The following is a 14,728-nucleotide window of genomic DNA, read 5'->3' as shown; positions in this document are numbered from 1 at the left end:
TCCGGCTGTATGAGGTGGACGCCATGGGCGCGAGCCTGATCGCAAGTTCGAGGTAACCATGCGCATCAACCAACAGCTGCAGGCCGCGATTCGCGAGCATGCCGAACGCGCGCACCCGGCGGAAGCCTGCGGCGTGCTGATCAAGACCGACGCCGGCCGCGAGTACGTGCCATGCCGCAACCTGGCACGTACCCCGCGCGACCAGTTCACGCTGCACCACGAAGACCTGGCCCAGGCCGAAGACCGCGGCACCCTGCTGGCGATCATCCACAGCCATCCTGATGCGAGCCCGCGCCCCAGCATGGCAGACCGAGTCAGCTGCGAGTTGCACGAAGTGCCCTGGGGCATCGTGTCGTGGCCAGGCGGGGATATGGAGTGGTTCAAGCCCTCCGGCTACGTCGCCCCGCTGCTGGGGCGGGACTTCTCGCACGGCCTGCTCGACTGCTGGGGGGCCTGCCGCGACTGGTACGCCCGCGAAGCCGGACTGGCGCTGCCGAACTTCGAGCGCAAGGACTTGTGGTGGGAGGAGGCCGAGGGGCCGAGCCTGTACGAGGACAACTTCAAGGGCGCTGGCTTCTACCAGGTCAATGAGCCGCGCCGTGGCGACATGCTGGTCTTCATGGTGCCATCGCCTGGCCGTCCATGCCTCCACCCGAACCACGCTGCAATCTATCTCGGTGACGAGCCGGCGCTGGTGAGCGAGGACGCTCCAGCCCTTGGCGGGTCCGGCCCGTTCATCTACCACCACATGGCTGGCCGCGCCTCGACCCGCGACATTTACGGGTGGTCGATGGCCAACCGCTGCCGACTGATCCTCAGGCACAAGGACTACCAGCCATGAAGCGCACCGTGAAGCTCTACGGCGTGCTGCGCAAGCACTTCGGGCGCGAATACCTCCTCGACGTGCAAAGCCCGCGAGAAGCGGTGCAGGCGCTGTGCATCATGCTGCCAGGCTTCGAGAAGTTTCTCGCAACAGGGGAGGAGCGCGGCCTGGTGTTCACCGTGTTCTCCGGCCGCCGCAACCTGGCGCCTGAGGAACTGGACCTGCAGGGCAGCGATGCTGAAGAGATCCGCATCGCGCCGATCATCCAGGGCAGCAAGCAAGGCGGCCTGTTCCAGGTGGTGCTCGGCGCCGTGCTGGTGGTCGCCGGGGTCTTCACTGGCGGCCTGAGCTCCGGTGTCGGTATTGCCCTGATGGCTGGTGGTGCTGCGCTGGCGCTGGGCGGTGTCGTGCAGATGCTCTCGCCTACGGCCAAGACCGGCAGCCTGGATCGCAACGAGGACGGCAACAACCCCAGCTATGGGTTCGGCAGCGCCGTCACCACCATCGCCCAGGGCAACCCCTATCCCGTCCTGTACGGCGAGCGCGAGATCGGCGGCGCGATCGAGTCTGGTGGGGTGTACCCACAAGACCGGCTGTAGCCAGCTGAATTACCTGACCTGCTTCGGCAGGTTTTTTGTTTCTGGAGGAATGAATGGGCGCAGAAGTGAAGCGCAGGGCGCGCATGCCTAAGGCGCAGCGGCGCCAGGTCGTCGGGCACAAGGGCGGCGCCAAGAAGCAGAAGCAGCCCAGCATTGCCTCGAACAGCGTGCCGTCGATCTCCACGGCGCGCCTGCTCTACCTGTGGAGCTGGGGGCCTATCGTTGGGCCGGTGAACGGGCTGCGCTCGGTCAAGCTCGACGGGACGCCGCTCGTGGCCGAAGACGGCACGGTCAACTATCCAGGCGTGAAGTGGCAGTTTCGGTCGGGTGAGCTGCACCAAGACCGCCTGGAAGGTGTGACCGAGTCCAGCAACGAGATCCAGGTCGCGCAGGAATTGCGCACCACCGCGCCCTGGGTGTACTCGATCAACAACCCCGTGATCGATGCGGCACGCGTGCGGTTCGGGTGGGCTGTACTGCAGGCTCAGGACAGTGGCGGCAACATCAACGGCGTGCGTATCGACTATGCGATTGACGTGGCTACCGACGGAGGCCCGTACCAGCAGGTGCTGGCGTCCTACGTAGACCGCAAGAACGTCACCAAGTACGAGCGATCCCACCGCATCGACCTACCGGAGGGTAGCAGCTGGACCATCCGCGCGCGCCGCATCACGCCGGAGGCCAACAGCTCCCTTGTCCAAGACACGATGGTCGTGGAAGCGATCGCCGAGGTGGTCGACAGCGACCAGGAGTACCCGCTGACCGCCGTAGGCTGCGTGGAGTACGACGCCCAGCAGTTCGGCGGCGACTTCCCGAAGATTGCCGTGCTGATGCGCGGCCGCATCGTTCGTGTGCCGATGAACTACGACCCGGCAACCCGCACCTACGCCACCAGCGGCGCCGGTACCAGCGGCGGTATCTGGGACGGCTCGTTCAAGGAGGCTTACACCAACAACCCGGCCTGGGTTTTCTACGACCTGGCGCTGCACCCGTACTACGGGCTCGGCGACCGAATCGACGCAAGCATGATCAATCGCTGGTCGCTGTACCGGATCGCGCAGTGGTGCGACCAACTGGTGCCGGACGGGAAGGGCGGACAGGAGCCGCGTTTCACCTGCAACCTCTACCTGCAGAAGCAGGCCGAGGCCTGGGCCGTGCTGCAGGACTTGGCCGCGATCTTCCATGGCCTGGCCTACTGGGACGGCAACCAGATTGCCGTGAACGCCGACATGCCGCAGGACCCGGTCTACACCTATACCGTGTCGCAGATCCTCGGCGACGGCGCGATCAAGTACACCGGCAGCAAGTGGCGCGACCGGCACAGCCTGGCCATGGTGTCGTTCGACGACCCGGACCAGGGCTTCGAGACCGACAAGGAGCCGGTATTCGACGAAGACGCCATGGCCGAGTATGGGGTTCGCGACGTGTCTGTCGAGGCCGTTGGCTGCACCAGCAGGGGCCAGGCTCAACGCGCCGGCAAGTGGGCTCTGCTGACCGAGCAACTGCAGACCCGCGGCGCAACGATCAATGTCGGCCTCGATGGGTACATCCCGAAGCCCGGCACAGTGATCGCGCTGTCCGACCCGATGCTGGCCGGCAGGGCCAACGGCGGCCGGATCGCCGCTGTCGCCGGGCGTGTTGTGACACTCGACCGTGACGTTGAGGTGCCCGCCGGCGCTAGGCTGCTGGTCAACCTGCCAAGCGGGAAGGCTGAAACCCGGCAGGTGCGCTCGGTTTCGGGCCGCCAGATCACCGTGATTGCCGACTTCAGCGAGCCACCGCAGCCGGAGTGTGCCTGGGCGATCGATTACGACGACCTGAAGCTGATGCAGTTCTACGTTCGCAACGTGACCCGGCCGGAATGGACCCGTTTCCAGCTGGAGCTGATCCAGCACGAGCCGAGCAAGTTTGACGCCATCGATCACGGGACCATGATCGATGATCGGCCGATCAGCGTGCTACCGCCTGGCGTGCAGGATGCGCCGGCGCGCGTGCTGATCAGCAGCCACTCGGCGGTTGACCAGGGCATTGCGGTCACCACCATGACCATCGGTTGGGACGCTGCACCCGGCGCCGTCGCGTATGACGTGGAATGGCGCTGGGGCTCGCGCGACTGGATCAAGGTGCCGCGCACTGGCGAGCTCTCGGTTGACGTGCGGGGCGTGTATGCCGGCCAGTACCTGGCCCGCGTGCGCGCCGTGAACGCGATGGATGTGGCTTCGATCCCGACCACCTCGGTGCTGACCGACGTGGCGGGCAAGACCACGCCACCGCCGGCGGTGTCGTTCCTGCGTACAGCGTCGGAAATCTTCGGCATCCGGTTACAGTGGGGCTTCCCTACAGGAGCTGATGACACGGCGTACACCCAGATCGAGATGGCCTCCGAGAGCAGCGGGCAGAACCCCGTGGCGCTGGGGATGTTCGCTTATCCGACCACCACCTACCTGAACTCGGGCATGGCGGGGGCGGTGGTGCGGTTCTTCCGTGCGCGCCTGATCGACCGTACGGGCAATATCGGTCCGTGGTCCGATTGGGTCTATGGTCAGTCGAGCGCCGACTCGTCGGCTGTGCTCGAGTATCTGGATGGCAAGATCACAGAGAGCCACCTTGGCCAACAGCTACTCAGTGAGATCGGGAAGATCAGCGGCGACGGCCCCGGGTCGGTCAACGAGCGGTTCAAGGAGGGTGACAAGGCGCTGCAGAGCCAGATCGATTCACTGTCCGCCCAGTTGGCTGATCTTGCTGGCGCTGAAGAATGGAAGCCTGATCAGCCCTACCTGGCCGGAACCTTGGTCAAGCACGAAGGCAAGTTGTACCGGGCGAAGGTGGATGTTCCAGCGGGCACCCCGGTGGGCGATGCCGCATTCTGGGAGTACCTGGGCGACTACGCGTCTCTCGGGGAAATGGTCACGGCACTTGCTGTGCGCGTGGACGGCGTCGAGACCAGCGTAGAGGAGATCAACGGCGAGCTCACTGCCATGGCGAGCCGAATTCTCGGCGTAGAGGCGGCTGTCTCGCCCAAGATGGCTGGCGCAACCGAGGGCTGGCGCGCAGGCGAAACCGGCTCCCACGCTGGGGCTTGGTCGATCTACTCGGCGTTTGCGCAGGCAGACATGGCGATCGCCAAACAGGTCGACGAGGTGAAGGCGCAGGTCGGCGGCAACCTGGCGCGAGTAGTTCGCACCGTGGAGACGCTCACAGACGACGTGTCCGCGCTGGCGCGTGACAACGAGACCCTGACTGCGCAGGTGGGCGACACCAAGGCGATGGTAGAGGATAACGCCGAGGCTCTGGTTGAACTGAATGGAGACATTCGCGCGACGCGCAACATCAAGGTCGGCGTTGACGTGAACGGCGTCTACTACGGTGCGGGGATGGGCGTTTCGGTCGAGAACACTCCGGAGGGAATGCAATCCATGATTGTCTTCCTGGCCAACTTGTTCTCCGTCATGCACCAGCCAGGAGGCACGCCGAAGTCGGTCTTCGCGATCAACAACGGCCAGGTGTTCATGAACAGCGCGATCATCAACCAAGCCGACATTATCAACCTGATCATCACCGGCGAGCTCAAGAGTGCGAATTACATTCCAGGCCAGCAGGGGATTTTGATCAACTTCGTGACAGGGGCGTTTGAAATCAACGGCGCTCAACCGGGACAAGGCAGAATGAACATCACCAATCGCCTACTGACGATCTATGATGCGACCCGGCTCCGCCTGCGAATGGGGCTGCCAGGATGACTAATGTAGTCTTTGATGTTTATAGAGCTGACGGAAGTCTTCAAATTGATCTGGCAGCATCTTTGCCTCAGACGCTAGGGGTTGTGTATGTGACTGAGTTTCCGGGGAATGAAGGGTCGGTTTATGTCCCGCAATGGGAAGGGAATCGACACTGGTTTTTCCTCGAAGGATCTATGACGCCAGCTTACATTTCCAACCCGTTAATCAGTCGCTCAGGAAACTATCTGGTGTTTTCCAATTTCAGGATACGCACTGGAGACAATCCGAGGATAAAATATGGCATCTATTGAAATCATAAATGATGACGGTTTTATCCTTCTTGGTGATGGGAACTATCCACACAGGCTTATTGCAAGTGGTGTTGTTTCCTCTTCGAGGAGCGTAGGCAATGGTGAGATAGTTGGCGCCGGTTTTGCAATTACCCTGCCTATTTCTGTTGCAAGGGAGTCGATGCCCATTCTTGCAGTCAGGCCGCTAACTCCGGGCGCATTCTTTGACCTTTTCCGAACCTATGTAAATGTCGATACTGTGCAGTGGGTTATTGCAACCGCGCAGTACACGGCAGGAGAAAGTTTCGAGTGGTTCGCCTTCCAGGACGGAATATCCTCACCATTGGCTGGCACAGGGCTGGTTGTGCTATGGGATGCCAATGGTCGGGTAACCTTCGATAGCGATGCCAGCTATGCCGTCATGAAGGATTTTGTCCAAGTTCCGGTGAGTGGTAGCGCAGTGCGAAATCTGGCGGCGGGGCGAAAATATGCTGTGGCGCCTGTTATCCCTGCTGTGCGTCGTGTCTCGGGCGGGCCCGGCGGCGGTTACATTGATGTGATGCCGCTTGGGTGCTCAATCAACGGATCAACGATCAATTTTCAGCACTACTGTGAACGCCCTAGCGGCAATACCGGCGTGTGCTCGTTTGGCTCACCGGTTACGTCCGGTGCGGTGGGGTGCTTTATGATTTTCGATGCTACCGGGCTAGGTATTTAGCGGTTGGTGTATAATCAGCGTCCCAAATGGATTTAATCTTCTAAAGGACTTTTATGAAGCTCATCATTGCTGCTCTTATCGCTACCCTTGTGTGCGCCTGCACCCCCTACACCGCAGAAGAATACGCCGAGTTGATGGCGAAGGAGCGGAAGTGGAACGGACCAACAGGAACTGTGTGCACGCGGACAGCCCACGGCGAACTTTGCAACTACTCGGGAAGGTAGACGCTTCCCTTCAACCGATTAAGTGGCAGGAGAAAGTATGTCGCTAGATTTAATCAGGCTCGGAACTCCTCCCGCGGCCCTGGACGGTGATGATCCGCGCACCGCGTTCACGAGGGTCAACAACAACTTCCAGTTCTTGGACACTATTGGGGTTTCTGCCCCAATCGGTCGACCAGTCCCTAACGATGACTGCAATCAGGCAATGACCGAAGGTTGGTGGAACGCGGCCAGCGGTTCAGCTGCCAACAGACCGCCGAGCATGACTTTCATATTGATCCACGTCGTGACCGTTGGCGGCTACGTTGTCCAAAACGCTGTGGATATGTTTTCTGGCCGTCGTGCGGGGCGGGCCTTTAACTTCGGAAACTCGACATGGAGCGTATGGGGGCGGGAAGTTTTCCTTACGGACCTTGGGACTGCTGCATTTGCTAATATCCTTGGGGCCGTTTCGAGTTCTGGAGGCGTCCCGACCGGGGCAATCATGGAGGCCGGAAGCAATGCCAGCGGGCGATACGTCAAATTTGCGGACGGGACAATGATCTGCACGTCAGAGGGCGTTGTTATTCAAACGCCATCGTTTCCAGCAAATAGCGTATCCAACACATTTGCCGTAAATCTTCCCGCAGCCTATGCAAATGGTGCTTTCACTCCGTACGCTATCGCTGGCCCTAACGGGAGTAACGACCACTACGGCGTTACGAACTGCTACCCCTCCGGTGCATCTCAATTCAGCATTATCGTCCGTAACGGCGGAGTGGCACAGGCATTTGTCGTTCGTTACATAACCATAGGACGCTGGCGCTAATGATCATCACACTATATCCGACGCGAATGGATGAGACTCTGTTTCTGTCCAGGGACGGTGACGCATTGATTGTAAACGGTGAGGTCTTCGATCTATCACCTCTTGCCGATGGCGCAACCTTGCCATGCGAAGCGATCGATTCAGATTGGTTCTGCGGTCCGGTAGAGAAGGTCGAAGGTGTCTTGACTGTAGCCCTGCGTCTTCCTTATGGCCCTAACGCACCCGAAGCTACCAAATTCCCGCAGCCGATCCGGGTCACTAACCATAACGGTCAAGTAGATTTGCCGCTGTACGGCACTCCGGCAGATTCAAGCCAAACTGAAGAATATCCTGTAGAGGTGGGAGTCACACGATGAGCAACATCGACTGGAGCAAGATGATAACCGCCGAAATGAAGGCAGATAAGGAAGCAGCAGATCGGCTTTCCTGGGTCGGGGGCGAAACATCTCGCCTGCGATCCATTGCTGATGCCACCATTGCTCCGCTGCAGGATGCAGTCGACCTCGAAGATGCAACCGAAGCGGAAGCGGCGTTGCTCAAGGAGTGGAAGCGGTACCGCATCGCGCTCAATCGTCTGCCTGATCAGCCAGGCTACCCGAAGACCATCGACTGGCCCGCGCCGCCGGCATAAATCTACACATCCGACAGACAACCGCCGCATGGCGGTATTTTTTTGCCTGGAGAAACCCGAATGCCGATCACTGAGCAGCAGTTGCTGCAGATCCTCCCCAATGCCCGCCCAGTTGCGGGCATTTTTGTACCCGCACTGAACCGGGCGATGTTGCGCTGGAAGATCGATAGCCGCCTGCGCATCGCTGCCTTCCTTGCCCAGGTCGGGCACGAGTCTGGACAACTTCGCCGCCTGGTGGAGAACCTCAACTATCGCGCGGACCGTATTCGGCAGATCGGCCAAGGGTCGTCAGCCGGAAGCCGTTGGCGATCCCTGGTGCCGCGGGCGGACGAGCTGGGCGGTAAGCCTGAGCGCCTGGGCAATGCCGTATACGGCGGCCGGATGGGCAACGGTCCTGAGTCGTCCGGCGACGGCTGGCGGTACCGCGGGCGAGGCCTGATCCAGCTGACCGGTCGCGACAACTACCGCGCCGCCGGCCAGGGCTTGGGCCTGCCACTGCTTGAACAACCTGAACTGCTCGAGCAGCCCGAACACGCAGCCGCTTCCGCCGCCTGGTGGTGGTCACAGCGCGGCCTGAACGAACTTGCCGACGCGGGCCGAATTCAGGATATCGGCAGCATCATCAACACCGGCCAGCCTGGCCGGGTGCCGCACGGCGCTGCTGAGCGGAAAGCGCTATATGACCTCGCGGTCAAGGTGCTGTCATGAGCACCTGGCTGCTTCGCCTCGCCGGCGCAGGCCTGCTGATCCTGCTCGGTATGGCCGTCGGTACCTGGGCCACCACCAATCACTTCCGGCCGCTGCTCGACGCTGAGCAGGACCAGGTCGCCCAGTGCGCCGCCGCGCGCGAAAACTTGGCCGGCCTGGCGCAGGAGCAGGGCAAGGCACTCGGCGACCTGACCCTGGCCGCGAACGAGCGCCAGGCCCTGGCAGAGCAAGCGCTGATTGAGGCCAAGGCCAGCGCCCAGGACGACTACGTGGCGGCGAACCGCCTGCAGCAGGAGCGCACAGGTGGCGATCAGTGTGCCGCTGCTTCCTCTATCATCGACAAGGAGCTTGGCCTATGAACGTGCAGGTGCTGCAGGTGCTGCTGGCCGGCCTGCTGCTGGCTGGCTGTACGACGAGGCCTGCGCCGGAGATCCGTTACGTGCGCGTCGAGGTGCCGGTGCAGGTGCCGTGTCGCGCGCCGGAGGTGGCTGTGCCGCCGTGGGCAGCTGCCGGCCTGCGCAAGACCGACAGCCTGGAGGTGAAGGTGCGGGCGCTGTTGGCTGAGCGCCGGCAGCGGATCGGGTACGAGAAGCAGTTGGAGGCGGCGACCTCTGCCTGCCAGTAGCCTGGGGGAATTTTGGGGGAATTGATCCCCCCAATGGTGTGGAATCCTGTTGCGTTACCTTGTGTTGAAGTGGCTGATTTTATTGGGATTTGTGAAAGTCGCCCAAAAAAATATGAGGCTAAAAACGGATTCGAAATCCGTTGTACTGGCAACAGTACCTAGGGTTCAAATCCCTATCTCTCCGCCATACGCGAAGTAGCCAAAGCCCCCGAAAACGTTGATGTTTTCGGGGGCTTTGTCGTTTCTGGCTTAGCGCTTAGGGCATTTTTAGGGCAGATTTCAATCACTCCAGACCGCAATAGGCCGAATTCGGCCGCTGTTCTGTAGGTTTTGGAATTGATTTCTGCCTTCCTGTTTTCATGGCGTTTTGTAATCATCGATGTTTCTAGGGAAATCTCCAGCCTCAATCGATTCCAGGAGGAACGTCATGCGCCCTACGGCTACCGAAAAACTGATTTTGCAAATGCTTTGCGATATTCATAAGCGCCTTGAGATTGACGACAGTTACGATGCTGAACTGATCTCGAAGGCGATCGCTTCTGATGACTACTGGGTGTTGGACTGGGCGTATGACATTCGCGACCCGGGTGATGATACTCCAGCTCATGTCAAGCTCGTGGCTGATACCCTCGACATGTACAGTTTCCTGCGTGACTCCTTCGAAGAGATCGGGCCTGAGGGAAGGCAGGTTGTTGAGGCTGCAGTTAGCAATGCTGCTGGCCAGGTCGTTTTCCCAGGTTTCGATGGTAACAATGAGGGTGAATACAGGACCGCCGCCCGTTTCCTTGTTGATGATCTGGAGCGTTTTCAGTCGATGAGGGAGGTGGCAGCTAAGAACTCGCACGTGCCTTCGGTCCAGGCCTACTCTCGTATGATCGAGGTCTTTGAACCAATCCGAACTACCTTGGTTGGGCATTTGATGAGCCCTGAGCAAATAATCGAGGTTCTGCAGGCTTGGGTACATCCCTCGAACAGATGATCAAACAGGCCCTCGCGGGCCTGTTTCATTCGAACCCCATCATCTTGGACACGATGTCCGCCATGCTCTTGGTATCCTTCGAGATCCAGCGGCCGTAGTGCTTGCGGACCATAGTCGTGTCGCTGTGGCCGAGTTGGCGGGCGACCCATTCAATCGGTACGTAACTCGACAGCGCTTGGCTTGCAAACGTGTGACGTGCTTGGTTGGCGCCTCGATGGCGAATGCCTGCTTTCTCAAGGTGCGCGGTGAACCAGTTGCTGACTGTCTTGCCGTTCCACAGCAAGCCGCTGGTGGAGCTGCGAAACAGGAAGCGGACCCGATCATGCTTCTTCGTGATGTTGTCCCGCTGCACAACGGTGATGTGCGTGGGCTCGGCATCCTTGGCTTCCGTCACGATCATGCTCAGCAGCTCCAAGGCCGGCGCGATTAGCTCCACCGTACGAATGCGCGAGCGCTCCTTCGGTACCTTGAACTCCCCAGCGACCAGGGCGCGCCGTATTGTCAGGGTGCCGGCCACCAGGTCGACGTCCTCTACCCCGGCCGCGATCAACTCGGACAGAGACAGCCCGGCCCAACAGTTGAAGACGATCATCCGGCTGTCTGTCATTCGCTCAGGGTCGGCGGCGGCTATCCGCTCGATCTCGCTCCGAGTGAATGGGTCGGCGAATTCGCTGTCGCTGTCAGACTGGATGTTCTCGATGCGCTCTAGGGGGTTGAGCTTGATGATCTCATCGCTGAACGCATCCCCCCACACCCCTCTTATGATTGTGAAAACGTCGTTTACGGTTTTCGGTTTGAGGCCATTGGTGAGTAGTTCGGCTTGGAACAATTCAAGCTCGCTCTTTGGGATGCTTGCTATTGTTCTGCCTGTGAATTTTTTTCTAACGTGCTCGGACTTGCTCTTATAGTTGATGAACGTACTGTGGGCCTTTTTGACCTTGGCAACTTCAAGCCACTGAGTTATTCCTTCGTCTACAGTCCTTTTGGCTGGCTCATTGGGAAGTTCTTGTCGAGCTTTGAGCCAAGCCGAATCTGGAAAGTGTGCCGCATAGTCGAAGCGGTTTTCCTTGATCTCCGCAAGTATCGTTCTGCGCTTGTTGTCTGCATATGCGATGGCGGCCTTGTTGATCTTGGCGACGTTTCGTAGGGGCTCCCGGCGGCGCTCGCCTTCATACATGAAGGCGATCCGCAGAAGGTTGCCATTGATATCGATGCCCGTCGGTAAGGCGCCGATACCTGCTGGGAGTTTCGCACTCATGGACGGCCGGCCATCCAGTTTTCGATTTCAACACGGTTGTAGACAATAACGTTGGCGGGGTCAGTACGCCATTGTTTCTCTTCCAGCCAGATGCCTCTATCACGGTACTTGCGTACCGCCTCAGTGCTCAGACCAAAAATTGGGAACAACAACTCTTTGCGGATCCATACTGCTGGAGTTATTAGAAGTTGCACCGCATCGGAGGTCGAGTTGCTTGCTTCGTTGATAGGTTTAACTTGTGGCTTTGCCATATGAAGACTCTCCGAATTACCGAAGTGGTCGCAGGCGCTGTGCCTGCTGACGATTTTTCGCGGCCACATTGGCCATGTACGCTTCCCATTTGCCGCTCTCGCGCTGTTGTCGGATTCGACTGCACCGCTTGTGTCGCCGCGTCGACCTGCCTTTGCCGCACACATCGCAGATGGCAGGAAGGTCGAGGCTGTGTGAGGCCATGGGTGGCCGGATGCGCTCAGTCATAACTCACTGCCTCGCTACCATTGTTGATAGCGTCCAGCGCGGCTTGGTCAAACAAGCGATGCATTTGGTTGGTGCCTTGCTCGTCCTCACGCTGCAGTTCGTGGATGATTTCCTGAATCAGTAACGTACCGCTCTGGATGCTGATCGGATTGCCCTTGTAGTCGATCGGCCATTCCGGTGCGCAAGTGATTGCGTGCAAGAGGCACTCGGTTGTGATGCGGATAACCAGTTGGTCGCCTTCGACAGCCACGCTCGGCAGCACGTCGGTGAGTTCGGAGGTCGACGTGCTCGGTTTTGCGCTGGCGGATAGGGCGTCCGCGATCGCCGCCGCAGCGTAATCCGCTACCGTGCACCCTTTCGGAACCTCTCTACCGGCGATGGTGGCCATGTCACGGTGTAGGCCATCGTGCCGTCGCTTGAGGTCGGCCAGTTGGGCGCGCAGCCGCTCGACCTCGCCGGAGTCTGCATGATCGTAGAGTGCAGAAACCGCAAACCCTTGTTCATGCCAGCCGGCTGCCAGGTCTTTGTCAGTTGTGTGGTCGTCGATGAAGCCATTGTCAAAGATGACCCAGGCCACCGGCGTGGCCTGATCCTGTTCGGCTTCTGGAGTGTTGAGGTCGGGCTGCTCGCCCTCCGCCTTGTCGAGGCTGCGGCAAGGCGCTGCCCCGGCGCCGGGGAGGCCGAAGAGCAGGATGCTGCTGTCGGGCTTGCAGCCCTCGGCTTCTACCTGGCGGCGGCGCTCGATTTCCGCGATCAGTTCCAGCGTTACCGCCGGCTCCATTGCCATGCCGTAGTCATTGAGTGCTACGGCGTCGTACTGGTTGTGCTTGGCTGCGGTGGCGAGCGCCTTCAGTTCGATGAGGTCGATGGTCATGCCTTGGTACTCCGAGAAATGATGAACCCCGCCGCTTGGCGGATCTTCGAGCACTTGTCGTGGCCGCCTGGGCGAGTACGCGATTTGCCGCACACGTCGCAGATCGCCGACATCGCTGGGCGAAGTAGGGGCTGCATGCCCCTACGCGTTCTGGTCTCAGGTTGATAGCTGGTAGCGGGATTCACAGTGAGTACCTCTCATGAGCGCGGCGGGCTGCCGGGCTCAGCACTAGAGCGGTGGCGGCGTCGGCATTGATAACAGCCGGTAACGTGCCTTTGGTGGCTGGGGCATAGCCTGGCAGACAAGGGCGACCTGCTGGCCATCACGAAGCGGATCAACGGCGGCACCAATGGCTTGGATGATCGCTTGGCCATCTATAAGCGAGCCGTTGAGGTGCTGCGGTGAGCGCGTGGGGCGGTCGACTGATCGCATTAGCGACCCTGGTGCTCGTGTCTGCCGTAGGTGCTCGGGCGGCCTGGGTGTGGCAGGCGAATGCCTACGGCGCACAGCTCGCCGAGCAGGCAGACGACTTCGGCGAGCAGTTGGCGGAGAAGGACCGCCTGTATGGCCGTGAGCGTGAGGAAGCTGCTGCAGCTGCGCTTAACCAATTGGCAGTGCAGCAGGATGCGCGTCGTGCCCTGGAGGCGCGCCTGCAGGATCAGACTAAAACGCATTGGAGGGAAATGAACGATGCTCAACAAGCTCAGGCTCGTCTGCGCGATAGGCTTGCTACCGCTGATCTGCGGTTGTCAGTCCTTGTCGAGGCCGATGCCCTTGCCGCCCAGGGTTGTGACAGTGGGGTGCGAAAGACCCCCAGCACCGGAGGCGTGGTACATGGAGCCGTACGCGCCCAACTTGACGCAGCGCATGCTCAACGAATTGTCGCCATCACGGACGAAGGCGACCGGGCAATCGTCGCTCTGAGGTCCTGCCAAACCTATATCCGTGAAATCGTAGACAACTAGGTGCTAAATTCATTAAGCGCGATCGCCTGATTATAAGTTATTAAGTTTTTGCTCGGGTGTAAATCGAAAGCTTAGATCTGGGCGGCGCGCTGTGTAGGGTTTAATATATTGACTGTTGCTGGCGTTTTTATTTAACAAGTCTCAGGTATGGCCTTTCTTTGCCCGCGGGCTTGCTTTTCGAGAATTTATTTCGACAATCTTTTACGATGTGGCTTAAGAGGTCTAAGTATTCCATGCATAATTTTTCTATTGATTTGTTTTCAAGTATTTTTGCATATTTATCTGGGACGTTGCCGAACTCATGTTGGGTATAACCTACTGATGTTGGAAGTTCAATGTAATACATTTCTGAGGAGCCGTCAGGAAAATCAATTTTCCACCCGTTGCCCCCGTATTGATCGCCTATTATGAATGCTGTAGCACCAGGTGGGCGAGGTAGATTGTGAAGTTCGCGGCTATCAAAAAGTGCTGAAACTTTATTTGTTTCAAGTTTTCCTTGTTTTAGTATCTCGTTTCTCAGTTCGACAAAATATTTGAGTGTTGGATTTTCTTGTAAGGCTTTTTGTACTTCAGTGTACCAGGGGTCAAAGTTTTCGACTTTGCCTTTTAAGTTTTGAATGACAAATGTTACACTTCTTGCAAATACTAGAAAGTTCCTTAGGCCTGTGTATCTCTTAGGGCCGACTATGGAGGTGAAATCATCATATCCATGTTTTGCAGTAAGTAAGGTTTCATCAATGCGATTAAGGATTTCTTCAACTTCTTTTTCCTGGGTTGTGCTCATTTTTAAGCTCCTCGCCAATCTCGGATTCCAGTAGGTGCGGTATTTTATGTAATGTAGTTGAAGAACGATTTAGGCATTGGCCCGGTCTCTGCGGGGGTTGTCCTGATGCAATCACGCTTCGTCCTGCCAGTCAATCTGTCCGGGCAAGTATGGCCAGAGGACGTCATGATTTTCACGTCGCTAAGCGACTGGAAGGATTGTAAACAATTGGGTCGAGTTAGAGTTGGATGTCTTAACCGCCTTGTTTTC

The 14,728-nt window shown here is 58.8% G+C and carries 15 protein-coding genes and 1 pseudogene; 12 read left to right on the top strand and 4 right to left on the bottom strand.

Annotated elements, in window-relative coordinates:
* Positions 1–58 precede the first annotated feature (58 nt).
* The 10 genes from AC2CGW_RS02750 to AC2CGW_RS02705 all read left to right on the top strand — a co-directional run bounded on the left by AC2CGW_RS02750 (position 59) and on the right by AC2CGW_RS02705 (position 10,121).
* On the top strand, positions 59–841 hold the full coding sequence (locus tag AC2CGW_RS02750) for a C40 family peptidase (protein ID WP_484573497.1): 783 nt from the start codon (positions 59–61) through the stop codon (positions 839–841).
* Positions 838–1,422 (top strand): tail assembly protein, encoded by a 585-nt coding sequence (locus tag AC2CGW_RS02745; protein ID WP_484573496.1) that lies wholly within the window; start codon positions 838–840, stop codon positions 1,420–1,422. The genes AC2CGW_RS02750 and AC2CGW_RS02745 overlap by 4 nt, the downstream gene beginning before the upstream one ends.
* 53 nt (positions 1,423–1,475) lie before the next feature.
* On the top strand, positions 1,476–5,162 hold the full coding sequence (locus AC2CGW_RS02740) for a TipJ family phage tail tip protein (RefSeq protein ID WP_484573495.1): 3,687 nt from the start codon (positions 1,476–1,478) through the stop codon (positions 5,160–5,162).
* Positions 5,163–5,438: 276 nt separating this feature from the next.
* Positions 5,439–6,149 (top strand): hypothetical protein, encoded by a 711-nt coding sequence (locus AC2CGW_RS02735; RefSeq protein ID WP_484573494.1) that lies wholly within the window; start codon positions 5,439–5,441, stop codon positions 6,147–6,149.
* Positions 6,150–7,177: 1,028 nt separating this feature from the next.
* A complete protein-coding gene (locus AC2CGW_RS02730) occupies positions 7,178–7,534 on the top strand; it encodes a hypothetical protein (RefSeq protein ID WP_416766587.1) in 357 nt (118 codons plus the stop codon).
* On the top strand, positions 7,531–7,809 hold the full coding sequence (locus AC2CGW_RS02725; protein ID WP_484573493.1) for a tail fiber assembly protein: 279 nt from the start codon (positions 7,531–7,533) through the stop codon (positions 7,807–7,809). Before AC2CGW_RS02730 ends, AC2CGW_RS02725 begins: the two co-directional genes overlap by 4 nt.
* A gap of 60 nt (positions 7,810–7,869) precedes the next feature.
* Positions 7,870–8,517, top strand: a complete 648-nt coding sequence (locus AC2CGW_RS02720) for a glycoside hydrolase family 19 protein (protein ID WP_484573492.1) — start codon at positions 7,870–7,872, stop codon at positions 8,515–8,517.
* Positions 8,514–8,876 (top strand): hypothetical protein, encoded by a 363-nt coding sequence (locus AC2CGW_RS02715; RefSeq protein ID WP_484573491.1) that lies wholly within the window; start codon positions 8,514–8,516, stop codon positions 8,874–8,876. Before AC2CGW_RS02720 ends, AC2CGW_RS02715 begins: the two co-directional genes overlap by 4 nt.
* A complete protein-coding gene (locus tag AC2CGW_RS02710; RefSeq protein WP_484573490.1) occupies positions 8,873–9,142 on the top strand; it encodes a hypothetical protein in 270 nt (89 codons plus the stop codon). Before AC2CGW_RS02715 ends, AC2CGW_RS02710 begins: the two co-directional genes overlap by 4 nt.
* 427 nt (positions 9,143–9,569) lie before the next feature.
* A complete protein-coding gene (locus AC2CGW_RS02705) occupies positions 9,570–10,121 on the top strand; it encodes a YfbU family protein (RefSeq protein WP_484573489.1) in 552 nt (183 codons plus the stop codon).
* A gap of 25 nt (positions 10,122–10,146) precedes the next feature.
* Here AC2CGW_RS02705 and AC2CGW_RS02700 read toward each other — a convergent pair whose 3' ends face one another.
* From AC2CGW_RS02700 to AC2CGW_RS02690, 3 genes are all read right to left on the bottom strand, one after another.
* Entirely contained in the window at positions 10,147–11,379 is a 1,233-nt protein-coding gene (locus tag AC2CGW_RS02700; RefSeq protein WP_484573488.1) for an Arm DNA-binding domain-containing protein, read from the bottom strand.
* Positions 11,376–11,630: a hypothetical protein gene (locus AC2CGW_RS02695; RefSeq protein ID WP_484573487.1), complete on the bottom strand. Its 255-nt coding sequence runs from the start codon at positions 11,628–11,630 to the stop codon at positions 11,376–11,378. The genes AC2CGW_RS02700 and AC2CGW_RS02695 overlap by 4 nt, the downstream gene beginning before the upstream one ends.
* 218 nt (positions 11,631–11,848) lie before the next feature.
* Positions 11,849–12,730: a hypothetical protein gene (locus AC2CGW_RS02690; RefSeq protein ID WP_484573486.1), complete on the bottom strand. Its 882-nt coding sequence runs from the start codon at positions 12,728–12,730 to the stop codon at positions 11,849–11,851.
* Positions 12,731–13,018: 288 nt separating this feature from the next.
* Here AC2CGW_RS02690 and AC2CGW_RS02685 point away from each other — a divergent pair.
* Positions 13,019–13,135 (top strand): annotated as a pseudogene (locus AC2CGW_RS02685) (glycoside hydrolase family 19 protein); the annotation flags it as partial.
* The gene (locus AC2CGW_RS02680) at positions 13,132–13,695 is read left to right on the top strand and encodes a lysis system spanin subunit (protein ID WP_484573485.1); all 564 of its coding nucleotides are present in this window, start codon (positions 13,132–13,134) and stop codon (positions 13,693–13,695) included. The pseudogene AC2CGW_RS02685 and the gene AC2CGW_RS02680, both read left to right, overlap by 4 nt.
* Before the next feature lie 127 nt (positions 13,696–13,822).
* On the opposite strand, the gene AC2CGW_RS02675 is transcribed toward AC2CGW_RS02680, so the two are convergent.
* Positions 13,823–14,479: a hypothetical protein gene (locus tag AC2CGW_RS02675; protein ID WP_484573484.1), complete on the bottom strand. Its 657-nt coding sequence runs from the start codon at positions 14,477–14,479 to the stop codon at positions 13,823–13,825.
* Between the last annotated feature and the right edge of the window lie 249 nt (positions 14,480–14,728).

The organism is Pseudomonas sp. SYWMCR5, from assembly GCF_057197165.1.
Note: the sequence above shows the minus strand (reverse complement) of the source record. Positions and strands in the feature narration are given on the sequence as shown.